The sequence below is a fragment of the Streptomyces sp. SID14515 genome, from assembly GCF_010548505.1.
GTDB lineage: Bacteria > Actinomycetota > Actinomycetes > Streptomycetales > Streptomycetaceae > Streptomyces > Streptomyces caviscabies.
Map to the genome: position 1 here is coordinate 1 of NZ_JAAGMH010000050.1, position 18584 is coordinate 18584.

Sequence of the window (18584 nt, forward strand, 5' to 3'; positions counted from 1 at the left end):
TGGACGCGGCCCGCCGGCTCACCGAGCGGCTCGGCCCTCCGGCGGCGGCGGCCGCGCCGGCCCGGAGCCGGCTGCGGATGCTGTTCACCGGGCGGGAGGCGCGGGCGCGGGCGCGGGAGGCGCTCGGTTCGGTGCGGTCGGCCGTGGCGGACGCCGTGGAGCGGGAGCTGCCGGTGCTGTTCGCGCAGGCGTCGGCCGATCTACTGCGGTCACCGGCGTCGCCGGCCGAGGCCTGGGTGGACTTCGAGCTGCGGTCCGCCGAGTACTACAGCCTGCTCGCCGAGCTGTCCGGCACCGGTCCCGACCGCGATGCCGCCGAGGGGTTCCTGCCCGCCGGGATCGCGGACCGGGTGCGCGCGCTGCGCCTCGACGACACGCGTCTACGGGTGTCCCTGCGCGGCTACCAGGCGTTCGGGGCGCGCTTCGCGCTGGCGCAGAAGCGGGTCGTCATCGGCGACGAGATGGGGCTCGGCAAGACCGTGCAGGCCATCGCCGCCCTCGCGCACCTCGCCGCCCACGGCGAGCGGCACTTCCTCGTGGTGTGCCCGGCGAGCGTGCTGATCAACTGGACCCGGGAAATCCGGGCCCGCTCCACACTGCGCGCCGTTCCGGTGCACGGCGCGGAGCGGACCGAGGCGTTCGCGGACTGGCGGGAGAGCGGCGGCGTCGCGGTGACCACCTTCGACGCGCTGCATCTGCTGCCCGAGGTGGCGGCGGCCGAGGTGCGGCCCGGGATGCTGGTGGTGGACGAGGCCCACTTCGTGAAGAACCCCGAGGCCCGCCGGTCCCGGGCGGTCGCCGGCTGGGCGGAGCAGGTGGAGCGGGTGCTGTTCCTCACGGGCACCCCGATGGAGAACCGGGTGGAGGAGTTCCGCAGCCTGGTGCGCCAACTGCGACCGGAACTCGCGCCGTCGGTCAGCTCCACGCACGGCGCGGCCGGTTCACGGGCCTTCCGCCGGGCCGTCGCCCCCGCCTATCTGCGCCGTAACCAGGTCGATGTGCTGGCCGAACTCCCGGCGCTGGTCCAGGTGGACGAGTGGGAGGAGTTCGGCGCCGCGGACCGGGAGGCCTACCGCGAGGCGGTCGCCTCGGGGCGGTTCATGCGGATGCGCCGGGCCGCCTATGCCGTGCCCGAGGCGTCCGCCAAGTTGGAGCGGCTGCGCGAACTGGTCGACGAGGCACGGGACAACGGCCTGAAGGTGGTCGTCTTCTCCTACTTCCGCGAGGTCCTCGCGACGGTCGGCGACGCCCTGGGGCCGGACGCCTTCGGACCGCTCTCCGGAAGCGTCCCGCCAGCCCGGCGGCAGGAGCTGGTCGACGCGTTCTCCGCCGTGGACGGGCACGCGGTGCTGCTGAGCCAGATCCAGGCGGGCGGCACCGGACTGAACATGCAGGCCGCCTCCGTGGTCATCCTGTGCGAGCCGCAGATCAAGCCCACCCTGGAGCACCAGGCGGTCGCCCGTGCCCACCGGATGGGCCAGGTGCGCACGGTCCAGGTGCACCGGCTGCTGGCCACGGACAGTGTGGACCAGCGCCTGGTGGAGCTGCTGGCCCGCAAGGACCGGCTCTTCGACGCGTACGCCCGGCGCAGCGATCTCGCGGAGACCACCCCGGACGCGGTGGACGTCTCCGACGCCGAGCTGGCCCGGCGCATCGTCGAGGAGGAGCAGCGGCGGCTCGTGGACGACTCCCGCCGGCCGTGACCGGGCCCGCCCCCTCCGCGGGCCCCGCGACGGCCGGGGTCAGTGCTGGTGCTCCGCCGCGCCCGCGTCGGCGCTCTTCTTCTCGGCCTTCTCGGCCTTCTTGTCCGTGTCGCCCGCCACATGGTGGGGTTCGTAGCCCGGGATCGTGCCGTCGGGCTTCTTGATCAGCAGGAGCCCCGCCATCCCCATGTCGGAGTGGCTCTGGACATGGCAGTGGTACATCCACGCGCCCGCGCCGACGCGTTCGCCCGCGATGATCTGGAGGCCGAAGGAGTCCGCGGGTCCGCAGATCTTGTTGTCGATGACCCGGCTGGGGTCGTCCGGGCCGGTCAGCAGGCCGGTGCGGTTGTCGGCCCAGCGGTGACCGTGGATATGGAAGGTGTGGTAGTACTCGCCGTGCGTGATCATCACGAATTCGAGCCGATCACCCACCGTGGCCTCGAAGTTGACGCTGTTGTGGGCCGTCTTGTTGTTGATCGTCATGTCGTTGAAGACGACCGTGCACGTCTGGTCCGGCAGGATGTCGCCCTTGCGGCGCACGATGACCGGTCCGTAGAGCCCCTTGCGGATGCCGCCGGTGCCGTGGTCCGTGCCGACGACATGGTCGTGGTAGTGCCAGTAGCCCGCACTGCCCGGTTCCCAGGTGCCGTCCTTGCGGCGGCCCGGGGCATGGGTGCGCCAGGTGTAGGTACGGGTGCCGCCGGGCTCCACGTGGCTCTTGTTCATCCGGGTGCCGTCGTTGGCGATGTCGTAATCCACGCCGTGGACATGGAGGCTGGCGTCGACGTCGGTGAGGTTCTCGAACTCGATGTGCAGCGTGTCGCCCTCGTTGACCTCGATGAGGGGGCCGGGGATCGAGGCCTTGCCCTTCTCGAAGCCGTAGCCCAGCTCGCCGTTCGGCAGCTTCTCGGCGTACATCTTGAGTCGGCGTGTGACGCCGCCCGCCGGGGCCGTACGCGGCGGGTTCTCGGCCGAGCTTGCCTCCACCGCTCCGAGCGACAACGATGTCACTCCCGTCGCGGCGGCCGCCGCTCCGCCGACCAGCATCCGCCGGCTGAAGGTCCTTCGGTCCATGTCGAACTCCCCACTGCGATAAGGAAACTGGCGAAGCCGCCGGTACGGAACAGCACTCACGGGATCCCCGGAACGGGCCACACCGTAGCCGGGGCAACCCCGTTTATCCACACTCAGGACAAAGTTCGTGCGATTGCTGCCGTAGCTATTGGCGGACCGCGAAAAGAGGTCTAGCTTCGTGCGCTGTCGCAATGAATCAAGAGTTGCTGAAGCGTTCTGACGAAGAGTGAGCAAGCCACAGTCACCGAGAGGTGCAGTGACCACAGAGGGGTGGGTGACCACATGCAGCGCGCATCACATCACCGGTCCAGATCACGACGCGGCCTCGCGGCGGCCGTGGCGGCCGGCGCACTGACCGTGTCCATGCTGGGCAGCGGCGGCCCGGCCAGCGCGGACACATCGCCGGACCGGGCCCTGGTGGAGAAGATGGCGACAACGTTGTCGCTGCCGTCTCCGCCGGGTGCGAAGAACCAGGTGAAGGTGCTGGTCTTCCATGCGTCGGCGGGTGACGAGGCCCCGTACACCGATGCCGGGATCGCGGCGATCGAGAAGATCGGGCTGACCGGCCCGGAGGCCGGGCGGTTCACCACCGTGGCCACGGACGACCCGAAGGTGTTCACCAACGGCAAGCGGCTCGGCTCCTTCCACGCCGTCGTCTTCCTGACCGGCGGCGGCGACGTCCTCGACCCGGAGCAGGAAGCTGGCCTGGAGGCGTACATGGAGGCCGGCGGCGGCTTCCTCGGCATCCATGACGCGGCGCGCACCGAGCCCTACTCGGACTGGTTCACCGGTCTGGTCGGGGCCCGCCCGGCGGCGAACAGCCCGGCCACCGTGCAGCGCGCGACGGTCGAGATCGGTGACCGGGTCCACCCGGCCACCAAGAGCCTGCCGTTGGAGTGGAAGCGGCCCGACAAGTGGCTGAACTGGACGAAGAACCCGTCCGGTGAGGTGCACACCGTGGCGCGCGTACGGGAGTTGACGTACAAGCCGGGCGCGAGCGCCAACGGCTGGGACCACCCGGTCTCCTGGTGCCGCGACTACGACGGCGGCCGCTCCTTCTACACGGCCATGGGCGGTACGGCGGACAGCTTCGCCGAGACCGACTTCCGCGACCATCTGCGCGGCGCGCTCTCCTGGACGAACCGGACCTCGCAGGCCGACTGCAAGGCGACGATCACCTCCAACTACACCGCCGAGCGGGTCACCGAGCCCAACCAGCCGGGCCAGAACGACCAGATCGGCGAACCGCACGGTCTGGTGACCGCCCCGGACGGCCGGGTCTTCTACATCGGGCGCGGCGGGGCCGACAGCTCCCAGCCGGTCGTCATCGACTGGAACGACCCGAACATCGGCAAGGGCAAGGGCGAGATCCACGTCTACGACCCGAAGACCGAGAAGGTCACCCTGGCCGGTGCGCTGGACGTCTTCGGCAACAAGGGCGGCGGCGACGAACTGGTCAAGGTCGAGGAGGGGTTGCTCGGTATCGAGCTGGACCCGGACTTCGCGTCGAACGGGTGGGTGTACCTCCACTACACCCCGCACGCGAAGATCGACCGCGACAAGCGCATGGCGACCCGGCAGGTCTCCCGCTTCACCTTCGATTCGGCGACGAACAAGCTGGACCTGGCATCGGAGAAGGTGCTGCTCGACTGGCCGGTGCAGATCAACAGCTGCTGCCACGCGGGCGGCGGTCTGGCGTGGGACTCGAAGGACAACCTGTACATCGCGACCGGTGACAACAACTCCTCCGGTTTCAGCGACGGTTACTCCGGAAACAACCCGCAGCCGAACTACAAGGGCGTCTCCTTCGCCGACGCCCGGCGCACGGCCGGCAACACCAACAACCTCAACGGGAAGATCCTGCGGATCCACCCGGAGGACGACGGCACGTACACCCTGCCCGCGGGCAACCTCTTTACCGGTGAGGAACCGGACGAGGGCGGCGGCAAGACGCGCGGCGAGATCTATGTGATGGGCGTGCGCAACCCGGCCCGGATCTCGATCGACCCGTCGACGGACACGCTGTACGCGGGATGGGTCGGGCCCGACGCGGGCGCGCCGTCCACCACCTGGGGTCCGGCGAAGTACGACACGTTCGCCGCGATCACCAAGGCGGGCAACCACGGCTGGCCGTTCTGCATGGGCAACAACCAGCCCTACCGGGACCGTAATCTGCCGGACCCGACCAAGCCGCTGGGCTGGTACGACTGCGACGCCCCGAAGAACGAGTCGCCGAACAACGACGGGCTGGTCAAGCTGCCGCCGGTGACCCCGAACACCATCTGGTACTCACCGCAGGGCGGCGGGGTCGACTACCCGCGCGACGAGAACGGCGTACCGAGCTACAAGGCGGAGGAGGGCAAGGAGCTCCTGCCCTGGCTCAAGGGCGGCGGGCAGGCCACGATGAACGGCCCGGTCTACCGCTACGACGCGCAGAGCGAGTCCACCGCCAAGTGGCCCGCCTACTGGGACGGCAAGTGGTTCGTCGGCGACTTCTACGACGACACCCAGCCCCGGCACGCCGTGCTCACCGATCCGAAGACGGTCGGCAAGGGTGGACTACCCACGCACGCCGAGTCGTTGAAGAAGATCATCCCGGTCGGGGCGGACGGCATCCGCAATCTGATGGACTGGAAGTTCGCGCCGGACGGTTCGCTGTACGTCCTGGACTACGGGCGCGGCTTCTTCACCTCCGACTCCAAGTCCGCGCTGTGGCGCGTGTCGTACAAGGGCGGCGGCGCGACCCCGGCCGCCAAGGATCTCGTCGGAAAGGCGGCGGCGAAGTGAGACACCACTCGCTCCTGGCACGCGGGCGGCACCGTCCGCCGAGCTTCTGGGTGGCCCTGCTGGCATCCCTCCTGATGGTCCTCGGGCTGACCTCCACGGCCGCGTACGGCAAGGGCGGCGACGCTCCCGGGGCCAAGGCCGCCGACCAGGTGCTCACCTGGACCGCGGGCGACCCGATCGACCACTATCTGACCGCGCCGAAGACGGCGGTGGCCGGCAAGGCGACGATCGTCTTCGAGAACAGCACGGCGACCGGGAACACCACGAGCATGCCGCACACGCTGACGTTCAGCGTGTCGGACCCGGAGTTCAACAACGACGTCCAGCTGAACATCCTGGCCAACCCCGGTGACTCCGAGGGCGGCAAGCACAGCGTGGAGGTCACGCTGTCGCCCGGCCGGTACTTCTACCACTGCACGATCCCCGGGCACGGCCAGATGCAGGGCATCCTGACCGTCACCGAGGGCGGTGGCGGCGAGGACACCGAGGCCCCCGCGACCTCGGCGAAGGTCGACGGCGACCAGAACGGCGACGGCGCGTACATCGGCCAGGCCACGGTGACCGTCGAGGCCACCGACGAGGGTTCCGGCGTCGACACCGTCGAGTACGCGCTCGGCGCGGACGGCGAGTGGCAGCCCTACACCGCGCCCGTCGTGGTGAACGAGGTCGGCGACCACACGGTCCGCTACCGGGCCACCGACAAGGCGGGCAACGCGGCCGAGGAGAAGTCCGTCGACTTCGCGGTCGCCGCCCCGCCGACCGACGACGAGACGCCGCCGGAGACCTCGGCGACCGTCACCGGAGAGAAGGACGACGCGGGCGCCTACCTGGGCATGGCCACGGTCACCGTGACCGCGTCCGACACCGGGTCCGGCGTCAACACCATCGAGTACGCGCTCGGCGCGGACGGCGCGTGGCAGCCGTACACCGCACCGGTGATGGTCCACGAGGTGGGCGAGCACACCGTCCGCTACCGGGCCACCGACCGGTCGGGCAATGTCGCGGACGAGAAGTCCGTCGACTTCACCGTGGTCGAGCCGCCGTCGCAGGACCAGACGGCTCCGGAGACCTCGGTGAAGGTCGAGGGCGACAAGAACAGCGACGGCGCGTTCATCACCAGCGCCAAGGCCACCGTCTCCGCGACCGACGACGACTCGGGCGTGGACAAGGTCGAGTACAGTCTCGACGGCGGCCCGTACCTCGCGTACACCGCCCCGGTGATCGTCGACCGCGTCGGCCACCACTCGATCGCCCACCGGGCGACGGACAAGGCGGGCAACACCTCCGAGGCGAAGAAGGTGTCGTTCACCATCGCCCAGGGCGGCGGGGTTCCCGCGCCGAACTGCGCGGAGTTCGACGAGCGGCACACCGTCTTCGTCGGCACGATCGACACGGGCGTCCCGAACCGGATCACCCGTAACCGCTGCACGATCAACGAGCTGATCGAGGACGAGAAGGACTGGTCCTCCAACGCCCTGTTCCTCAAGCACGTGAAGTCGGTGCTGGACAAGCTGAAGACCGACGGCGTCATCGACCAGCGCGAGCGCAAGGCGATCAACCAGGCCGCCAAGCAGTCGGGCATCGGCAAGCCGGGGCAGTCCGAGGGCTACACCAAGCTCTTCGACGGCACGGCGGCCTCGCTCGCCAAGTGGGAGCAGGTGGGCGGCGGCAAGTTCGAGCTGAACGAGGAGGAGGGCTCGATCACCAGCTCCACCACGGTGGACGGGATGGGCATGCTGTGGCTGCCGAACCGGGCCTACGGCGACTACTCGCTCAAGCTCCAGTGGCGGGACGACGCCCCGGGCTCGGGCAACGCCAACGGCGGGGTCTTCGTCCGCTTCCCGAAGGTCCACGACCACCCGGAGGAGTCCCGTCCGGAGTGGGTCGCCATCAAGTACGGCCATGAGATCCAGATCAACGACCGGCCGGACGGCGACATGTACAAGACCGGTTCGGTGTACGGCTTCGACCGGGTGGGTCTCGGCGGCGCCGGGGTCACGCCCAAGGGCACCTGGAACGACTACGAGATCAAGGTGGTGGACCAGCACTACGAGATCTACCGCAACGGTGTCCTGATCAACGAGTTCGACAACACCGGCGGCCAGCTCTTCGAGCCGCCGCGCGGCGACGACCCGGGCACCGACGGCCGGCGGTTCGCCTCCGGTTACATCGGGCTCCAGGTGCACGGCGTCACCGACGTCATCTCGTACCGCGACATCCGGATCAAGGAGCTGTAACCCGCACGGGAAGGTCTCAGGTGGCCGCGGCCGCATGCTCCGGCGTGCGGGCGCGGCCACCTGGGTGTCGGTGCCGCCACACCCAGAAGACCGTGCAGGAGACCAGGGCCCAGCCGGCCAGGACCAGGTACGGGAAGACGAACTGGTGGCCCTGGTAGTAGACGGCGGTGTGCTGGGCGTTGACGGACGCGCCCGGCGGCAGCCAGCGGCCGATGTGTCCGAGCGCCGAGGGCAGCAGCGGCCAGGACACCGCCCCGCCGGAGGACGGGTTGCCGAGCAGCACCATCACCCCCCAGGTCGGGATCATCGCCCAGCGGCCCATCAGGGTGTTGAACATGGTGAAGACCATCCCGGAGGTGAACATCGTGAACGCCAGGATCAGCCAGGACTGGACGAACGGCAGGTTCACCGCCCCGAGCCACCAGTCCACGGCCGCCGCGATGGCGAAGCCGCCGAGCAGGGCGTACGCGGCGGTGAAGGCGATGCGCTCGGCCGGGTTGAGGCCGTGGGCGTGCACGCTGAGCTGGATCGCGCCGAGGAAGCCCATGATCACGGCGGCCAGCGAGATGTAGAACAGGGCCAGCCCGCGCGGATCGCCCCGCTGGAGCGGCTTGACGTCCCGGACGGTGACCTCGACGCCGGTGGCGTCGCCCACCTCCAGCCCGGCCTTGCCGAGCAGTTCGGCCACGGACGCGCCGGAGGCTCCGGCCACGTCGAGCGCCACCCCGCTGTCGGACGCGCGCACGATGGCGAAGACCTTCTGTTCGTCCAGGGCACGGCGGGCGTCGGCGACGTCCGGATAGTCGCGCAGCTCCAGCGAGGCGTCGAGCGCCTTCTCCATCCCGGCGACGAACGCCTCGCCGCGCTGCACCTCGGGCCGGGTGACCAGGGCCGCCGGAATGCGGTGCGGAGTGGGGTCGGCCATCGCGTACGTGTAGGAGCCGGCGAAGAGACCGGCCGCAGCGGCGACGATGAGGACGAGGACGGTCGCGGGGAGGAACGGGCTGTTCTTGTACGCCTCCCAGCGCTCGCGGAGGGTGCGCGGCCGCCCGTGCGCGCCGTGCCTCTCGCTGCTGCCGCTCCGCTCGCCGCCGTTCTCGCCGCTCCGCTCGCCGCCCGTTTCCCCGCTCCCGCTCCCGCTCACGCCATCTCGCCGTCGTCGTCGTGGCGGGCGCGGCTGGGCTGGACGCGCTTGGGCTCGCCGGGCATCTTCGGGTACTCCGGCGGGTAGGGCATGTCGCCGAGCCCGCGTTCCTTCTCGTCCCGGTCGGCCAGCTCCAGCAGTCCGTCGAGCCGGAACGCCTCCTGGTCCATGTCGGCGTGGACGTCGCCGAGTTCGGCGTAGCGCACCGGGAGTGTGCGGATGTCGAAGTCGCGCGGTTCGGCGTCGTCGATCTCCTCCCAGCGCAGCGGCGCGGAGACCGGGGCGTGCGGGAAGGGGCGTACGGAGTAGGCGGAGGCGATGGTGCGGTCGCGGGCGGTCTGGTTGAAGTCGACGAAGATCCGCTCGCCGCGCTCCTCCTTCCACCAGGCGGTCGTCACCCGCTCGGGCATCCGCCGCTCCAGCTCGCGCCCGGCGGCGATGGCGGCGCGCCGCACCTCCACGAAGGTCCAGGCGGGCTCGATGGGCACGAAGACGTGCATCCCGCGCCCGCCGGAGGTCTTGGGCCAGCCGCGTACGCCGTGGTCCTCCAGGACGGAGCGCAGTTCGTGGGCGGCGGTGACCGCGTCGGCGTAGTCGGTGCCGGGCTGCGGGTCCAGGTCGATACGGAGTTCGTCCGGGTGGTCGGTGTCCCCGGCGCGGACCGGCCACGGGTGGAAGGTGAGCGTGCCGAGGTTGGCGGCCCAGATCACGGCGGCGAGCTCGGTCGGGCAGATCTCGTCGGCGGGACGGCCGCTGGGGAAGGCGATACGGGCGGTGGGGATCCACTCGGGGAGGTTCTTCGGGGCGCGCTTCTGGTAGAAGAAGTCGCCCTCGACCCCGTCCACGAAGCGCTGGAGGGTGGTAGGCCGGTGGTTCAGGGCACGCGTGATGCCGGGGCCGACCGCCAGGAAGTACTCGGCCACGTCCCTCTTGGTGTAGCCCTTCTCCGGGAAGTACACCTTGTCCGGGTTGGACAGCCTCACGGCCCGTCCGCCCGCGTCCAGCTCCACCGCTGCTCCCATGTCGGCCACCGTAGGCCGGTCGCACATATGCCGCACATCGGGAGACATGGGTGGGCGGCCGGTCCAGAATCGGGCCATGGACCTGCCGGTGATGCCGCCCGTGAAGCCGATGCTCGCCAAGTCGGTGGCCAAGATCCCGCCGGGCATGAGTTACGAGGCGAAGTGGGACGGCTTCCGGGCGATCGTGTACCGGGACGGCGACGAGGTCGAGATCGGCAGCCGTACGGGCAAGTCCCTGACCCGCTACTTCCCCGATCTGGTCGACGCCGTACGGGACAACCTTCCGCCGCGTTGTGTGATCGACGGGGAGATCGTCATCGCCCACGAGGGGCGGCTCGACTTCGAGCGGCTCAGCGAGCGCATCCATCCGGCGGACTCCCGGGTGCGGATGCTCGCCGAGCAGACCCCGGCGAGCTTCATCGCCTTCGACGTCCTCGCGGTCGACGACACCTCTCTTCTCGCCACCCGGCAGGCGGACCGACGGGAGGTGCTGAAGGCCGCGCTCTCCGGCGCGTCCGCGCCCGTCCTCCTCGCCCCGTCCACCACGGACATCGAGATCGCCCGCGAGTGGTTCGACCGGTACGAGGGCGCCGGGCTCGACGGGGTCGTGGCGAAGCCGCTCGATCTGCCCTACCGGCCCGACACCCGGGCGATGTACAAGATCAAGCACGAGCGGACCGCCGACGTCGTGGTGGCGGGCTACCGCGAGCACAAGAGCGGCCCGGTCGTCGGCTCGCTGCTGCTCGGCCTGTACGGCGCCGACGGCGTGCTCCAGCACGTCGGGGTCTGCGCGGCCTTCCCGATGAAGCGGCGCGCCGAGCTCGCCGAGGAACTCGCCCCGCTGCGCTGCGAGTTCGCCGAACATCCGTGGGGGGCGTGGGCGGACGCGGCGGCGCACGAACAATCCCGGCTGCCGGGCACGCAGAACCGCTGGACGGGCAAGAAGGACCAGTCCTGGGTGCCGCTGCGCCCGGAGCGGGTGTGCGAGGTGGCCTACGACCACATGGAGGGCGACCGGTTCCGGCACACCACGCAGTTCCGCCGGTGGCGGCCGGACCGGTCCCCCGCCGGCTGTACGTACGCGCAGCTGGAGGAGGTCGTCTCCTACGACCTGTCCGAGGTGTTGTCAGGCGGCTGACTCCGGGTCGCCGGTCGGCGTGGCGCAGGGCTCGTCCGACCCGCCCGGCGCGGGCGTGCCGGCGTCGTCGGACGGGGACGGCGACGGGGTGTCGTCGGGGCAGCCCGGGTCGGTCCCGCCGGGGTCGGGCGGGGTGGTGGGCCCGGTCGGGTCGGGGCTGGGGCTCGGGCCCGGTTCGGTGGGGCCCGGGTCGGTCGGGTCCGTCGGATCGGGGCTGGGTCCGGGCTCGGTGGGGCCGGGGTCCGTCGGGTCGGGGCTCGGGCTCGGCGAGCCGGGGCCCGTGGGGCGCGGTGTGGGCGTCGGGCTCGGCGGCCGCGTGGGCTGCGGGCCGACGACGACACCGCCGTCCCCCTTGCCGGGGCGTTCCGGCGCGCCGGGGCCGCCGACCGGGGCCTTGGGCCGGGTCTTTCCGCCGGGGCCGGGGCTGACCGGGAGGACCCCCTCGCCGTCGGCGACCGGGTGGCTGCCGTTGCGGTAGAACTCCAGCCAGGACAGCACCGTCCGCAGATAGGTGTCCGAGCGGTTGTAGCTGAGGATGGCCCGGTCCAGGTCGGCGCGGCGGGTCAGATCACGGGGCCCGGCGCAGAGGTAGTGCCCGGCGGCGAGCGCCGCGTCGTAGATGTTGTTCGGGTCCTTGCGGCCGTCGCCGTTGCCGTCCGCGCCCCAGGACGCCCACGTGGACGGGATGAACTGCATCGGCCCCACAGCCCGGTCGAAGGCGCGGTCGCCGTCGTAGGCTCCCTGGTCGGTGTCCCGGATCAGCGCGAAGCCGTCGCCGTCGAGCGCCGGGCCGAGGATCGGGCTGAGCGTCGTCCCGCGCGCGTCGACCCGCCCGCCGGAGGCCTGGCCGGACTCGACCTTGCCGATCGCCGCGAGCAGCTGCCACGGCAGTCCGCAGCCCGGGTCGCTGCGGCCCACCGCGCCCTCCGCCTTGCGGTAGGCGTCCAGGACGGTGGCCGGAATGCCCGCCTCGGACCAGGCGCGGACCACCACGGGGTCGGGTTTCGTACCGGGCTTCAGGGGCCCCGGCGGCTTCGGGGTCCGTAGCGGCGGCAGCTCGGTGTGGTAGACGTCGTCGCCCGGCACCTCGGTCCACACGACGTCGTCGGAGGCCGCCGTCTTCTCCTGCCGGGGCTCGGGCAGGGCGAACCCCGGGGCCTGGGACGCGGTGAGCGCGGTCATCGCGGCGACGGCGGTGGCCGTGGTGCCCAGTCGGCGGCGCACGGTGCGGTCGAACCTCATGGGGGCTCCCCTCTCCGGGGCTCAGCGAGTGAACGTGTCGATGGCGGCGATCAGCCAGGTGTCCCCGCGGCGGACGGCGTCCACGGCGAACATGGCCGCCGCGTACGTCGTCTCCTCGTCCTTGCCCGTACGGGTGTTGCTCTGGTCGGCGAAGACCAGCAGCCGGGCCCGGTCGCCGTCGAGGAACTCGACGCCGCTCTCGGTGACGGTGGTGGTCAGGACGAGCTTCTGCTTCGGGGCCTGTTCCCGTACGTCGGCGAGCATGTCCTTGTGCTGCCGCACGGCCCGGCCGGTCAGATAGGTGCTCGCCGCACGGTCGGACCTGGCGGGCGAGGCGTAGTCGTAACTGAACACCGCGCCGACCGCCTCACTGATCCGGCCCTTCACCTCACTGGTCCGGCCGATGTCGGTGAGCGCGGTGTTCTGCCGGGCCGGCTCGTCGCGGAGACCGCTCGCCGAGGCGAACGCCCAGGCGGCGAAGGCGCCCAGGAGCACGGTGAGGGCGCACAGCAGGACGGGCAGCGTGACGCGGAGGCGGGGCGACCTGGCGCGAGGGGCGGCGGCCGGGGCATCGGGAGCGGTGTCGGTGCCTGCTTCCGTATCGGCAACGGTGCTCGGTTCGGCAGCGGTGTCCGGTGCGGCAGCGGTGTCCGGTGCGGCCGGTGGGTCGGGCTCGGTCGCGGTGGCCGGGCCGGCGGTCGGCCCGGCCACCGGTTCCGTCCCGGCCTCCGCCGTGCGCGGTGGTGCCGTGGCCAGCCGGCGGCGGCGGTTGACGAGGTGGCGGGTCGTCGACATGGGCGGGGTCCTCTCCGGGGCGTGCGGGGCGGGGCTGGGCTGGGCGGGCGGATGGGAGGGGGCGGAGGTCAGCCGGCCGTGCTCCCGACGGGCGCCTGGCCCAGCGCGCTGAGCTTCCACCCGTCGGCGGTCCGGGTGAGGCTCCCGAGCAACCGGCTCTCCTTCACCGCCGGTTCGCCCTTCGGCGCGGTCACGGTGACCCGGATCGCCACCATCACCCCGGCCCGGCCCGCCCGTTGGTCCAGTTCGGTCACCGCGCCGGAGAGGACCTTGGCCGTGCTCACCGTCTTCGCCTCGGTGATCTGCTTCGCGAACGCGTCGCGTCCGTCGATGAGTTGGCGGTGCAGATCGCCGGTCGTGGACTGCTCCCAGCTGTCGAGCCCCTCCTCCAGCGAGCGGTGGTCCAGGGTGTTCATGTTCTGCACCGCCTGCTCGCCCGCGGCCAGCGCGTCGTCCCGCGCCTGCGCGAAGGACGCCGCGTCGTCGTGCGCGGCCTCGTAGCGCGACCAGCCGCCCCAGCCCGCCGCTCCGGCCGCGCACACGGCGAGGGCCAGCGCGACGATCACCAGCGGATTCCTGGCCCTCGCCCGTACCTCCCCGGCCGGCGTGTCCGCCGCGTCCTGCTGTGCTTTGCGCTCCCGTGCCATGTGCTGCCTCTCCCCTGCCTGCCGAACCGGACCGGTGCGCCGTCGCCTCCGGCCCGCCGTCATGTGGAGCCGATCTCGACGATCCACCAGCGCCCGTCGCGCAGTTCGGCGGTCACCGTGAGCTGCGCGGAGGCGGTGGTGGGGGCGCGGCCGCGGCGCTCGTAGACCTGGTCGAGGAAGACCAGGAGGTGGGCGCTGCTGCCGGTCAGCCGGGTCACCCCGGCCCGGACGACCTCGGTGGTGAGCGTCAGCTTCTGGTCGGTGGACTGCCGCTCGACCTGGCCGAACAGGGCCGCGTACTGCTGGAGCGCCTTGCCCGCCAGGACCTCTTTCGCCGCCGCCCTGGTGGTGGCGGTGGCCCCGGGACCGTACGAGAAGATCTTCCCGAGCGCGCTGCTGACGTCGCCGGTGACGCGGGCGGTCGCCTCCGCGTCGGTGAGGGCGAGGTTCGCGGTGGCCGGGGTATCGCGCAGCTGGCGGCCCTCGGCGTAGAGGGCGCCGCCCGTAGCGATCAGGGCGATGGTCAGCAGAACGCCGAGGACGCGTGGCCGACGGCGGCGGGTCACGTCCACGGCATCTGCCACGTCCGGCTCGTCCACCGCGACCGTCTCGTCCACCGCGGCCGTCTCGGGCTCCGTGTCCGTCGTGTCCGTCGTCGTGCTGTTCATCGTCGGCGTTCCTCCCCGCGGCCTCATCGGCCGCCGCCCGTTCCGATCGCCGTGAGCGCCTTGACCTTCCAGCCATCGGCCGTACGGGCGAGGGTCGCCGCGAACCGCTTGCGCTGGGTGCCGGCCGCGCCGGTGCGCGGGGTGACCTGGACGTCCACGGTGGCGATCAGCTCCGCCGTGCCCGTGCGCTCGTCCAGTGCGGTCAGCGCCGCCGATGTGACCTTGCCGCGGGCCGTGTCGCCCGCTGTCGTCAGGGACTTCGCGTCGGCCTTCCGGGTCCGCTCCAGCTGGTCGTGCAGCGGTCCTGTCGAGGAGTCCAGCCAGGCCCGCAGCCCCTCGTCGACCCGTTTCGCGTTCTCGCCGTCCAGGCTGTTCAGCGTGGCGAGATGCCGCTTGCCCTCGGTCAGGGCGGTGTCGCGGGCCTTCGCGTAGGCCAGCGAGCGGTCGCCGCGGGCCTGCCCGTACGACCAGGCGCCCAGGCCGCAGAGCAGCGCGGCGACGAGGAGAACGGCCCAGCCGGCCCGGCTTCGGGTGCGGGGGGTCATGAGCCGCCTCCCAGGCCGAGCAGTCCGGCCATGCCCTCGGTCGGCGGCTGTGAGGCCGCGGGCGCGCCGGCCACGGTCCCGGGCAGCTTCATCGAGCCCGGTACGGCGGGTTTCGGCACCGGGCCGCCCTTGGGGGCGTTGGCGCTGCCCCGGACGTTGATACCGGTACCGGGCGAGGAGGTGCAGCGGGCGGCGGTGTTCACGGCGGGGCCGGCCGAGGTGTTGAGACCGTTGCGGTAGACCGTGCCGCCGTAGCCCGCGGTGCAGGGCAGCGGTTCGAAGAAGGTGACGGACATCCCGAACCGGGCGCCGTCGTCGTCGACCGCGCTCGCTCCGGCGGCGGCGACGGCGGGTAGCTTCACGAGGAGTTCCTCCAGACCGCGTTGGCGGGTGACGGCGACCTCCGAGGTGGTGAGGAGGTTGGCGACGACGACGCCGAAGGCCGGGTCCACATCGCGCAGCAGTCCGCTGATCTGGACGGCGGCGTCCGGGGTGGTCGCGATGAGGCGGCGCAGGTCGGTGTCGGAGCCCTTGAGTTCGGCGGCCAGTTCCTTGGCCCCCGAGGCGAAGCCCTTGAGTGCCTGCCCCTGTTCGGCCTGGGTCCGCAGGACGCGCTCGCCGTCGGCCATCAGCCGGGTGGTGACCGGCAGGGCCTTGTCCGCGGCCTCGATGAAGTCGCCGCCGGTGTCCAGCAGGACCTGGAGGTCGTCGCCGCGCCCTTCGAAGGCGGCCCCGAACTCCTCGACGACGGTCCGCAGACTCTCCAGGTCCACCGAGCTCGCCAGGTCGTCGACGCTGGTGAGGACGTCGGTCGGGGGTGCGGGAATGGTGGTGTCCGCCTCGTCGATGACCGAGCCGTTGCCCAGGAACGGCCCGTCCTTGCGGGTGGGCCGCAGATCGACGTACTGCTCGCCGACCGCCGAGAGGTTCGCGACGACGGCGGTGAGGCTGTCCGGGATCGGCGGGGCGTCCTTCTCGATCCGCAGCTGGGCCTCGACGCCCTCCTCGGTCAGCTCGATCGGCCCGACCCGGCCCACGGAGACGCCCCGGTAGGTGACGTTGGAGTGGGTGTACAGGCCGCCCGTCTGCGGGAGTTGGACCGTGACGGTGTAGTAGCTGCGGAGTCCGACGTAGTGGCCGAGATCGGCGTACCGCACGCCGAGATAGCCGAGGACCAGGACGGCGATGACGAGGAAGGCGAGGTTCTTCAGCCGGATGGCGAGGGTGATCACGGTGTCGCCTCCTTCTCGGTCTCCGGCGTGCCCGGTGTGGTCTTCGGCGCGCCCGGAGCGGTGGTCCTCGGTGTGCCCGACACGGCCGGGAGCGGCAGCGGGAGTGTGCTGCGGGCCGCTGCCGCCGCGCCCTCGCCCTCGGCCGGGGGCAGCGGGATGCCGGGCTCGTCCGGGGTGAGCGGCGGGATGATCTGCGTACCGGGCAGGGCCGTCACGTCCAGGTAGACGTTGAGGTAGTCGCCCTTGACGCCGCGCAGCACCTCGTCCGTGAAGGGGTAGGTCAGCAGCACCTGGAGGGAGTCGGGGAGGTCCTGGCCGGAGTCGGCGAGCGCCTTGAGGGTCGGGGCGAGCGCCTTGAGGTCGGCGATCATGTCGGCTTTGCTCCGGTTGATCGTGTCGACGGCCACGGTGGAGAGGGTGTCGAGGGAGCGCAGCATGGTCAGCAGGGAGCCGCGCTGCTTCTCCAGGACCTTGAGTCCGGGGCTGAGCCCGGTCAGGACCGTGCCGACGTCCTGCTTGCGGGTGGCGAGGGTGGCGGCGAGCCGGTTGACGCCGTCCAGGGCCTTGGTGATGTCGCCCTTGTTCTCGTCCAGGTTGGTGACGAGCGTGTCGACCCGCTTGAGCATGGAGCGGATCTGCGGTTCCTGTCCCGCGAGCGCCTTGTTCAGCTCGGTGGTGATGGTCTTGAGCTGGTTGACGCCGCCGCCGTTGAGGAGCAGCGACAGGGCTCCGAAGACCTCTTCGACCTCCGGGTTCCGGTTGGTGCGGGAGAGCGGGATGCGGCCCCCGGCGGCGAGCGAGCCCTGTGCGGTGCCCTCGGGGGGCGGGGCGAGCTGGATGAACTTCTCGCCGAGCAGGCTGGACTGTTCGAGGCGGGCGTACGCGTTGGCGGGCAGCTCGATCTTCCCGTTGACCCGCATGGTGACCCGGGCCCGCCAGCCGTCCGGGGCGAGGGCGATCTTCGTGACGCGCCCGACGGACACGTCGTTGACCTTGACCGAGGACTGCGGGGCGAGGCTGAGGACATCGCCGAACTCGGCGGTGACCTCGTACGGGCGGTCGCCGAGGTCCGCGCCGCCGGGCAGCGGGATCTGCTCGATGCCGGTGAAGGAGGGGGCGTCGGGGCGGACCACGACCAGGGCGATCAGGGCGCCGGTGGCGAGCAGGGCCACGGCTGAGACGGCGGCCCGTACGACGGGTCTGCGCCGGGCGTCGTCGTTCATCGTCGTGCCCCCTTCTGCTTGCCGGGCTGCTTCTCGGGGGTGCCGTAGACCGTGCCGACCTCGGGCAGCGGCAGGACGGGCAGGGCCTTGCGGCGGTTCGCGTCGACGGGGGCGAGGCCGGTGAGCCGGCCGGCCGCTTCGGCGGCCCCGGGGTCGACAAGCGGGCCGCCCATGGACAGTTCGTTGAGGTTGGTGCGCCCGTTGAGAGTGCGGTTGGCCGGGTCGTAGGCGTTGAGCACGTTTCCGGCGGCGAGCGGCAGGGTGTCCATCGCCTCGGCGAGCGAGGCGCGCTGGTCGACGAGGGCCTGGGTGACGGGCACCAGCGCCTCGACGTTCTTCTTGAGCGCGCCGCGGTTCTTCGCGATGAACGCCTTGACCTGGCCGAGGGCGGTGCCGAGTTCCTTGAGGGCGGCGCTGAGGTTCTTCTTGTCGTCGGCGAGGAAGGAGGTGACCGTGTTCAGCTGCTGCTCGGCGCTGCGGACGTTGCCGTCGTTCTCCTTGAGCATGGTGGTGAAGGTCTGGAGGTAGGTCAGGGTGTCGAACAGGTCGCCGCTGCTCTTGTCGAGCGTCTTGGTGGCCTTGCCGAACTGCTCGATGGAGTCCCCGATGGCCTTGCCGTTGCCGTCGAGGTTCTTCGCCCCGGTGTCCAGGAGCCGGGCGAGCGCCCCGTCGGCATTGGCCCCGTTCGGGCCGAGCGCGGTGGAGAGTTCGGTGATGGAGGCGTACAGCTCGTCGACCTCGACGGGGGTGGCGTTGCGGGCGGCGGGCAGGACCGCGTCGTCGGCGAGGCGGGGTCCGCCGTCGTAGGCCGGGGCGAGCTGGATGTAGCGGTCGGCCACGAGGCTGGGCGCGACGACGACGGCGTGGGCGTCCTTGGGGACGTCGATGCCCCGGTCGAGGCGCAGCACGACCTTGACCTCCTCGCCGCGCGGCTCGACGGAGTCGACGGTGCCGACCTTGACGCCGAGGATCCGCAGGTCGGATCCGGCGTAGACGCCGGTGGCCCGGTCGAAGTAGGCGGTGACCGTGGTCTTCCCGTCCTCCTCCAGGGCGCTGACGCCGGTGGCGGCCGCGACGGCGACGAGGGCCAGTCCGGCTCCGATGCCGATGATGCGGGTGCGTCTCAT

15 protein-coding genes are annotated in these 18584 nt (G+C 71.6%); 4 read left to right on the top strand and 11 right to left on the bottom strand.

All coding sequences use genetic code 11. The features are described from left to right. Positions 1–1703, top strand: a 1703-nt coding sequence (locus tag G3I54_RS09560) for a DEAD/DEAH box helicase (protein WP_164613050.1), incomplete at its 5' end; no start/stop codon positions are given. 39 nt (positions 1704–1742) lie between these two features. Here the strand turns inward: G3I54_RS09560 and G3I54_RS09565 are convergent. Beyond that, complete coding sequence (locus G3I54_RS09565; protein ID WP_164613052.1) at positions 1743–2777, bottom strand: multicopper oxidase domain-containing protein; 1035 nt, start codon at positions 2775–2777, stop codon at positions 1743–1745. Positions 2778–3059: 282 nt separating this feature from the next. Between G3I54_RS09565 and G3I54_RS09570 the strand changes: the two genes are divergently transcribed. Together G3I54_RS09570 and G3I54_RS09575 are read left to right on the top strand one after the other, a co-directional pair. Next, positions 3060–5564: a ThuA domain-containing protein gene (locus G3I54_RS09570; RefSeq protein ID WP_203685824.1), complete on the top strand. Its 2505-nt coding sequence runs from the start codon at positions 3060–3062 to the stop codon at positions 5562–5564. Continuing rightward, on the top strand, positions 5561–7801 hold the full coding sequence (locus tag G3I54_RS09575) for a family 16 glycoside hydrolase (RefSeq protein ID WP_164613054.1): 2241 nt from the start codon (positions 5561–5563) through the stop codon (positions 7799–7801). The genes G3I54_RS09570 and G3I54_RS09575 overlap by 4 nt, the downstream gene beginning before the upstream one ends. A 16-nt stretch (positions 7802–7817) precedes the next feature. On the opposite strand, the gene G3I54_RS09580 is transcribed toward G3I54_RS09575, so the two are convergent. Further along, the gene (locus G3I54_RS09580; protein ID WP_164613056.1) at positions 7818–8945 is read right to left on the bottom strand and encodes an ABC transporter permease; all 1128 of its coding nucleotides are present in this window, start codon (positions 8943–8945) and stop codon (positions 7818–7820) included. Beyond that, positions 8942–9967, bottom strand: a complete 1026-nt coding sequence (gene ligD, locus G3I54_RS09585) for a non-homologous end-joining DNA ligase (RefSeq protein ID WP_203685825.1) — start codon at positions 9965–9967, stop codon at positions 8942–8944. Before ligD ends, G3I54_RS09580 begins: the two co-directional genes overlap by 4 nt. 76 nt (positions 9968–10043) lie before the next feature. Between ligD and G3I54_RS09590 the strand changes: the two genes are divergently transcribed. Beyond that, positions 10044–11105, top strand: coding sequence for an ATP-dependent DNA ligase (locus tag G3I54_RS09590; protein WP_164613059.1), 1062 nt, complete (start codon positions 10044–10046; stop codon positions 11103–11105). On the opposite strand, the gene G3I54_RS09595 is transcribed toward G3I54_RS09590, so the two are convergent. The 8 genes from G3I54_RS09595 to G3I54_RS09630 form a co-directional block, all read right to left on the bottom strand. Beyond that, positions 11094–12347, bottom strand: a complete 1254-nt coding sequence (locus tag G3I54_RS09595; RefSeq protein WP_164613061.1) for a lytic transglycosylase domain-containing protein — start codon at positions 12345–12347, stop codon at positions 11094–11096. The two genes, G3I54_RS09590 and G3I54_RS09595, sit on opposite strands and share 12 nt — an antisense overlap. Before the next feature lie 21 nt (positions 12348–12368). Next, positions 12369–13142: a hypothetical protein gene (locus G3I54_RS09600; protein ID WP_164613063.1), complete on the bottom strand. Its 774-nt coding sequence runs from the start codon at positions 13140–13142 to the stop codon at positions 12369–12371. Positions 13143–13210: 68 nt separating this feature from the next. Continuing rightward, entirely contained in the window at positions 13211–13708 is a 498-nt protein-coding gene (locus tag G3I54_RS09605; protein ID WP_164613124.1) for a nuclear transport factor 2 family protein, read from the bottom strand. 140 nt (positions 13709–13848) lie between these two features. Continuing rightward, positions 13849–14457: a hypothetical protein gene (locus tag G3I54_RS09610; RefSeq protein WP_164613065.1), complete on the bottom strand. Its 609-nt coding sequence runs from the start codon at positions 14455–14457 to the stop codon at positions 13849–13851. 23 nt (positions 14458–14480) lie between these two features. Further along, positions 14481–15002: a hypothetical protein gene (locus G3I54_RS09615; protein ID WP_164613067.1), complete on the bottom strand. Its 522-nt coding sequence runs from the start codon at positions 15000–15002 to the stop codon at positions 14481–14483. Then, entirely contained in the window at positions 14999–16234 is a 1236-nt protein-coding gene (locus tag G3I54_RS09620; protein WP_164613069.1) for an MlaD family protein, read from the bottom strand. The genes G3I54_RS09615 and G3I54_RS09620 overlap by 4 nt, the downstream gene beginning before the upstream one ends. Then, positions 16231–17457 (bottom strand): MCE family protein, encoded by a 1227-nt coding sequence (locus tag G3I54_RS09625; RefSeq protein ID WP_164613071.1) that lies wholly within the window; start codon positions 17455–17457, stop codon positions 16231–16233. Before G3I54_RS09625 ends, G3I54_RS09620 begins: the two co-directional genes overlap by 4 nt. After that, complete coding sequence (locus G3I54_RS09630; RefSeq protein ID WP_164613073.1) at positions 17454–18584, bottom strand: MCE family protein; 1131 nt, start codon at positions 18582–18584, stop codon at positions 17454–17456. The genes G3I54_RS09625 and G3I54_RS09630 overlap by 4 nt, the downstream gene beginning before the upstream one ends.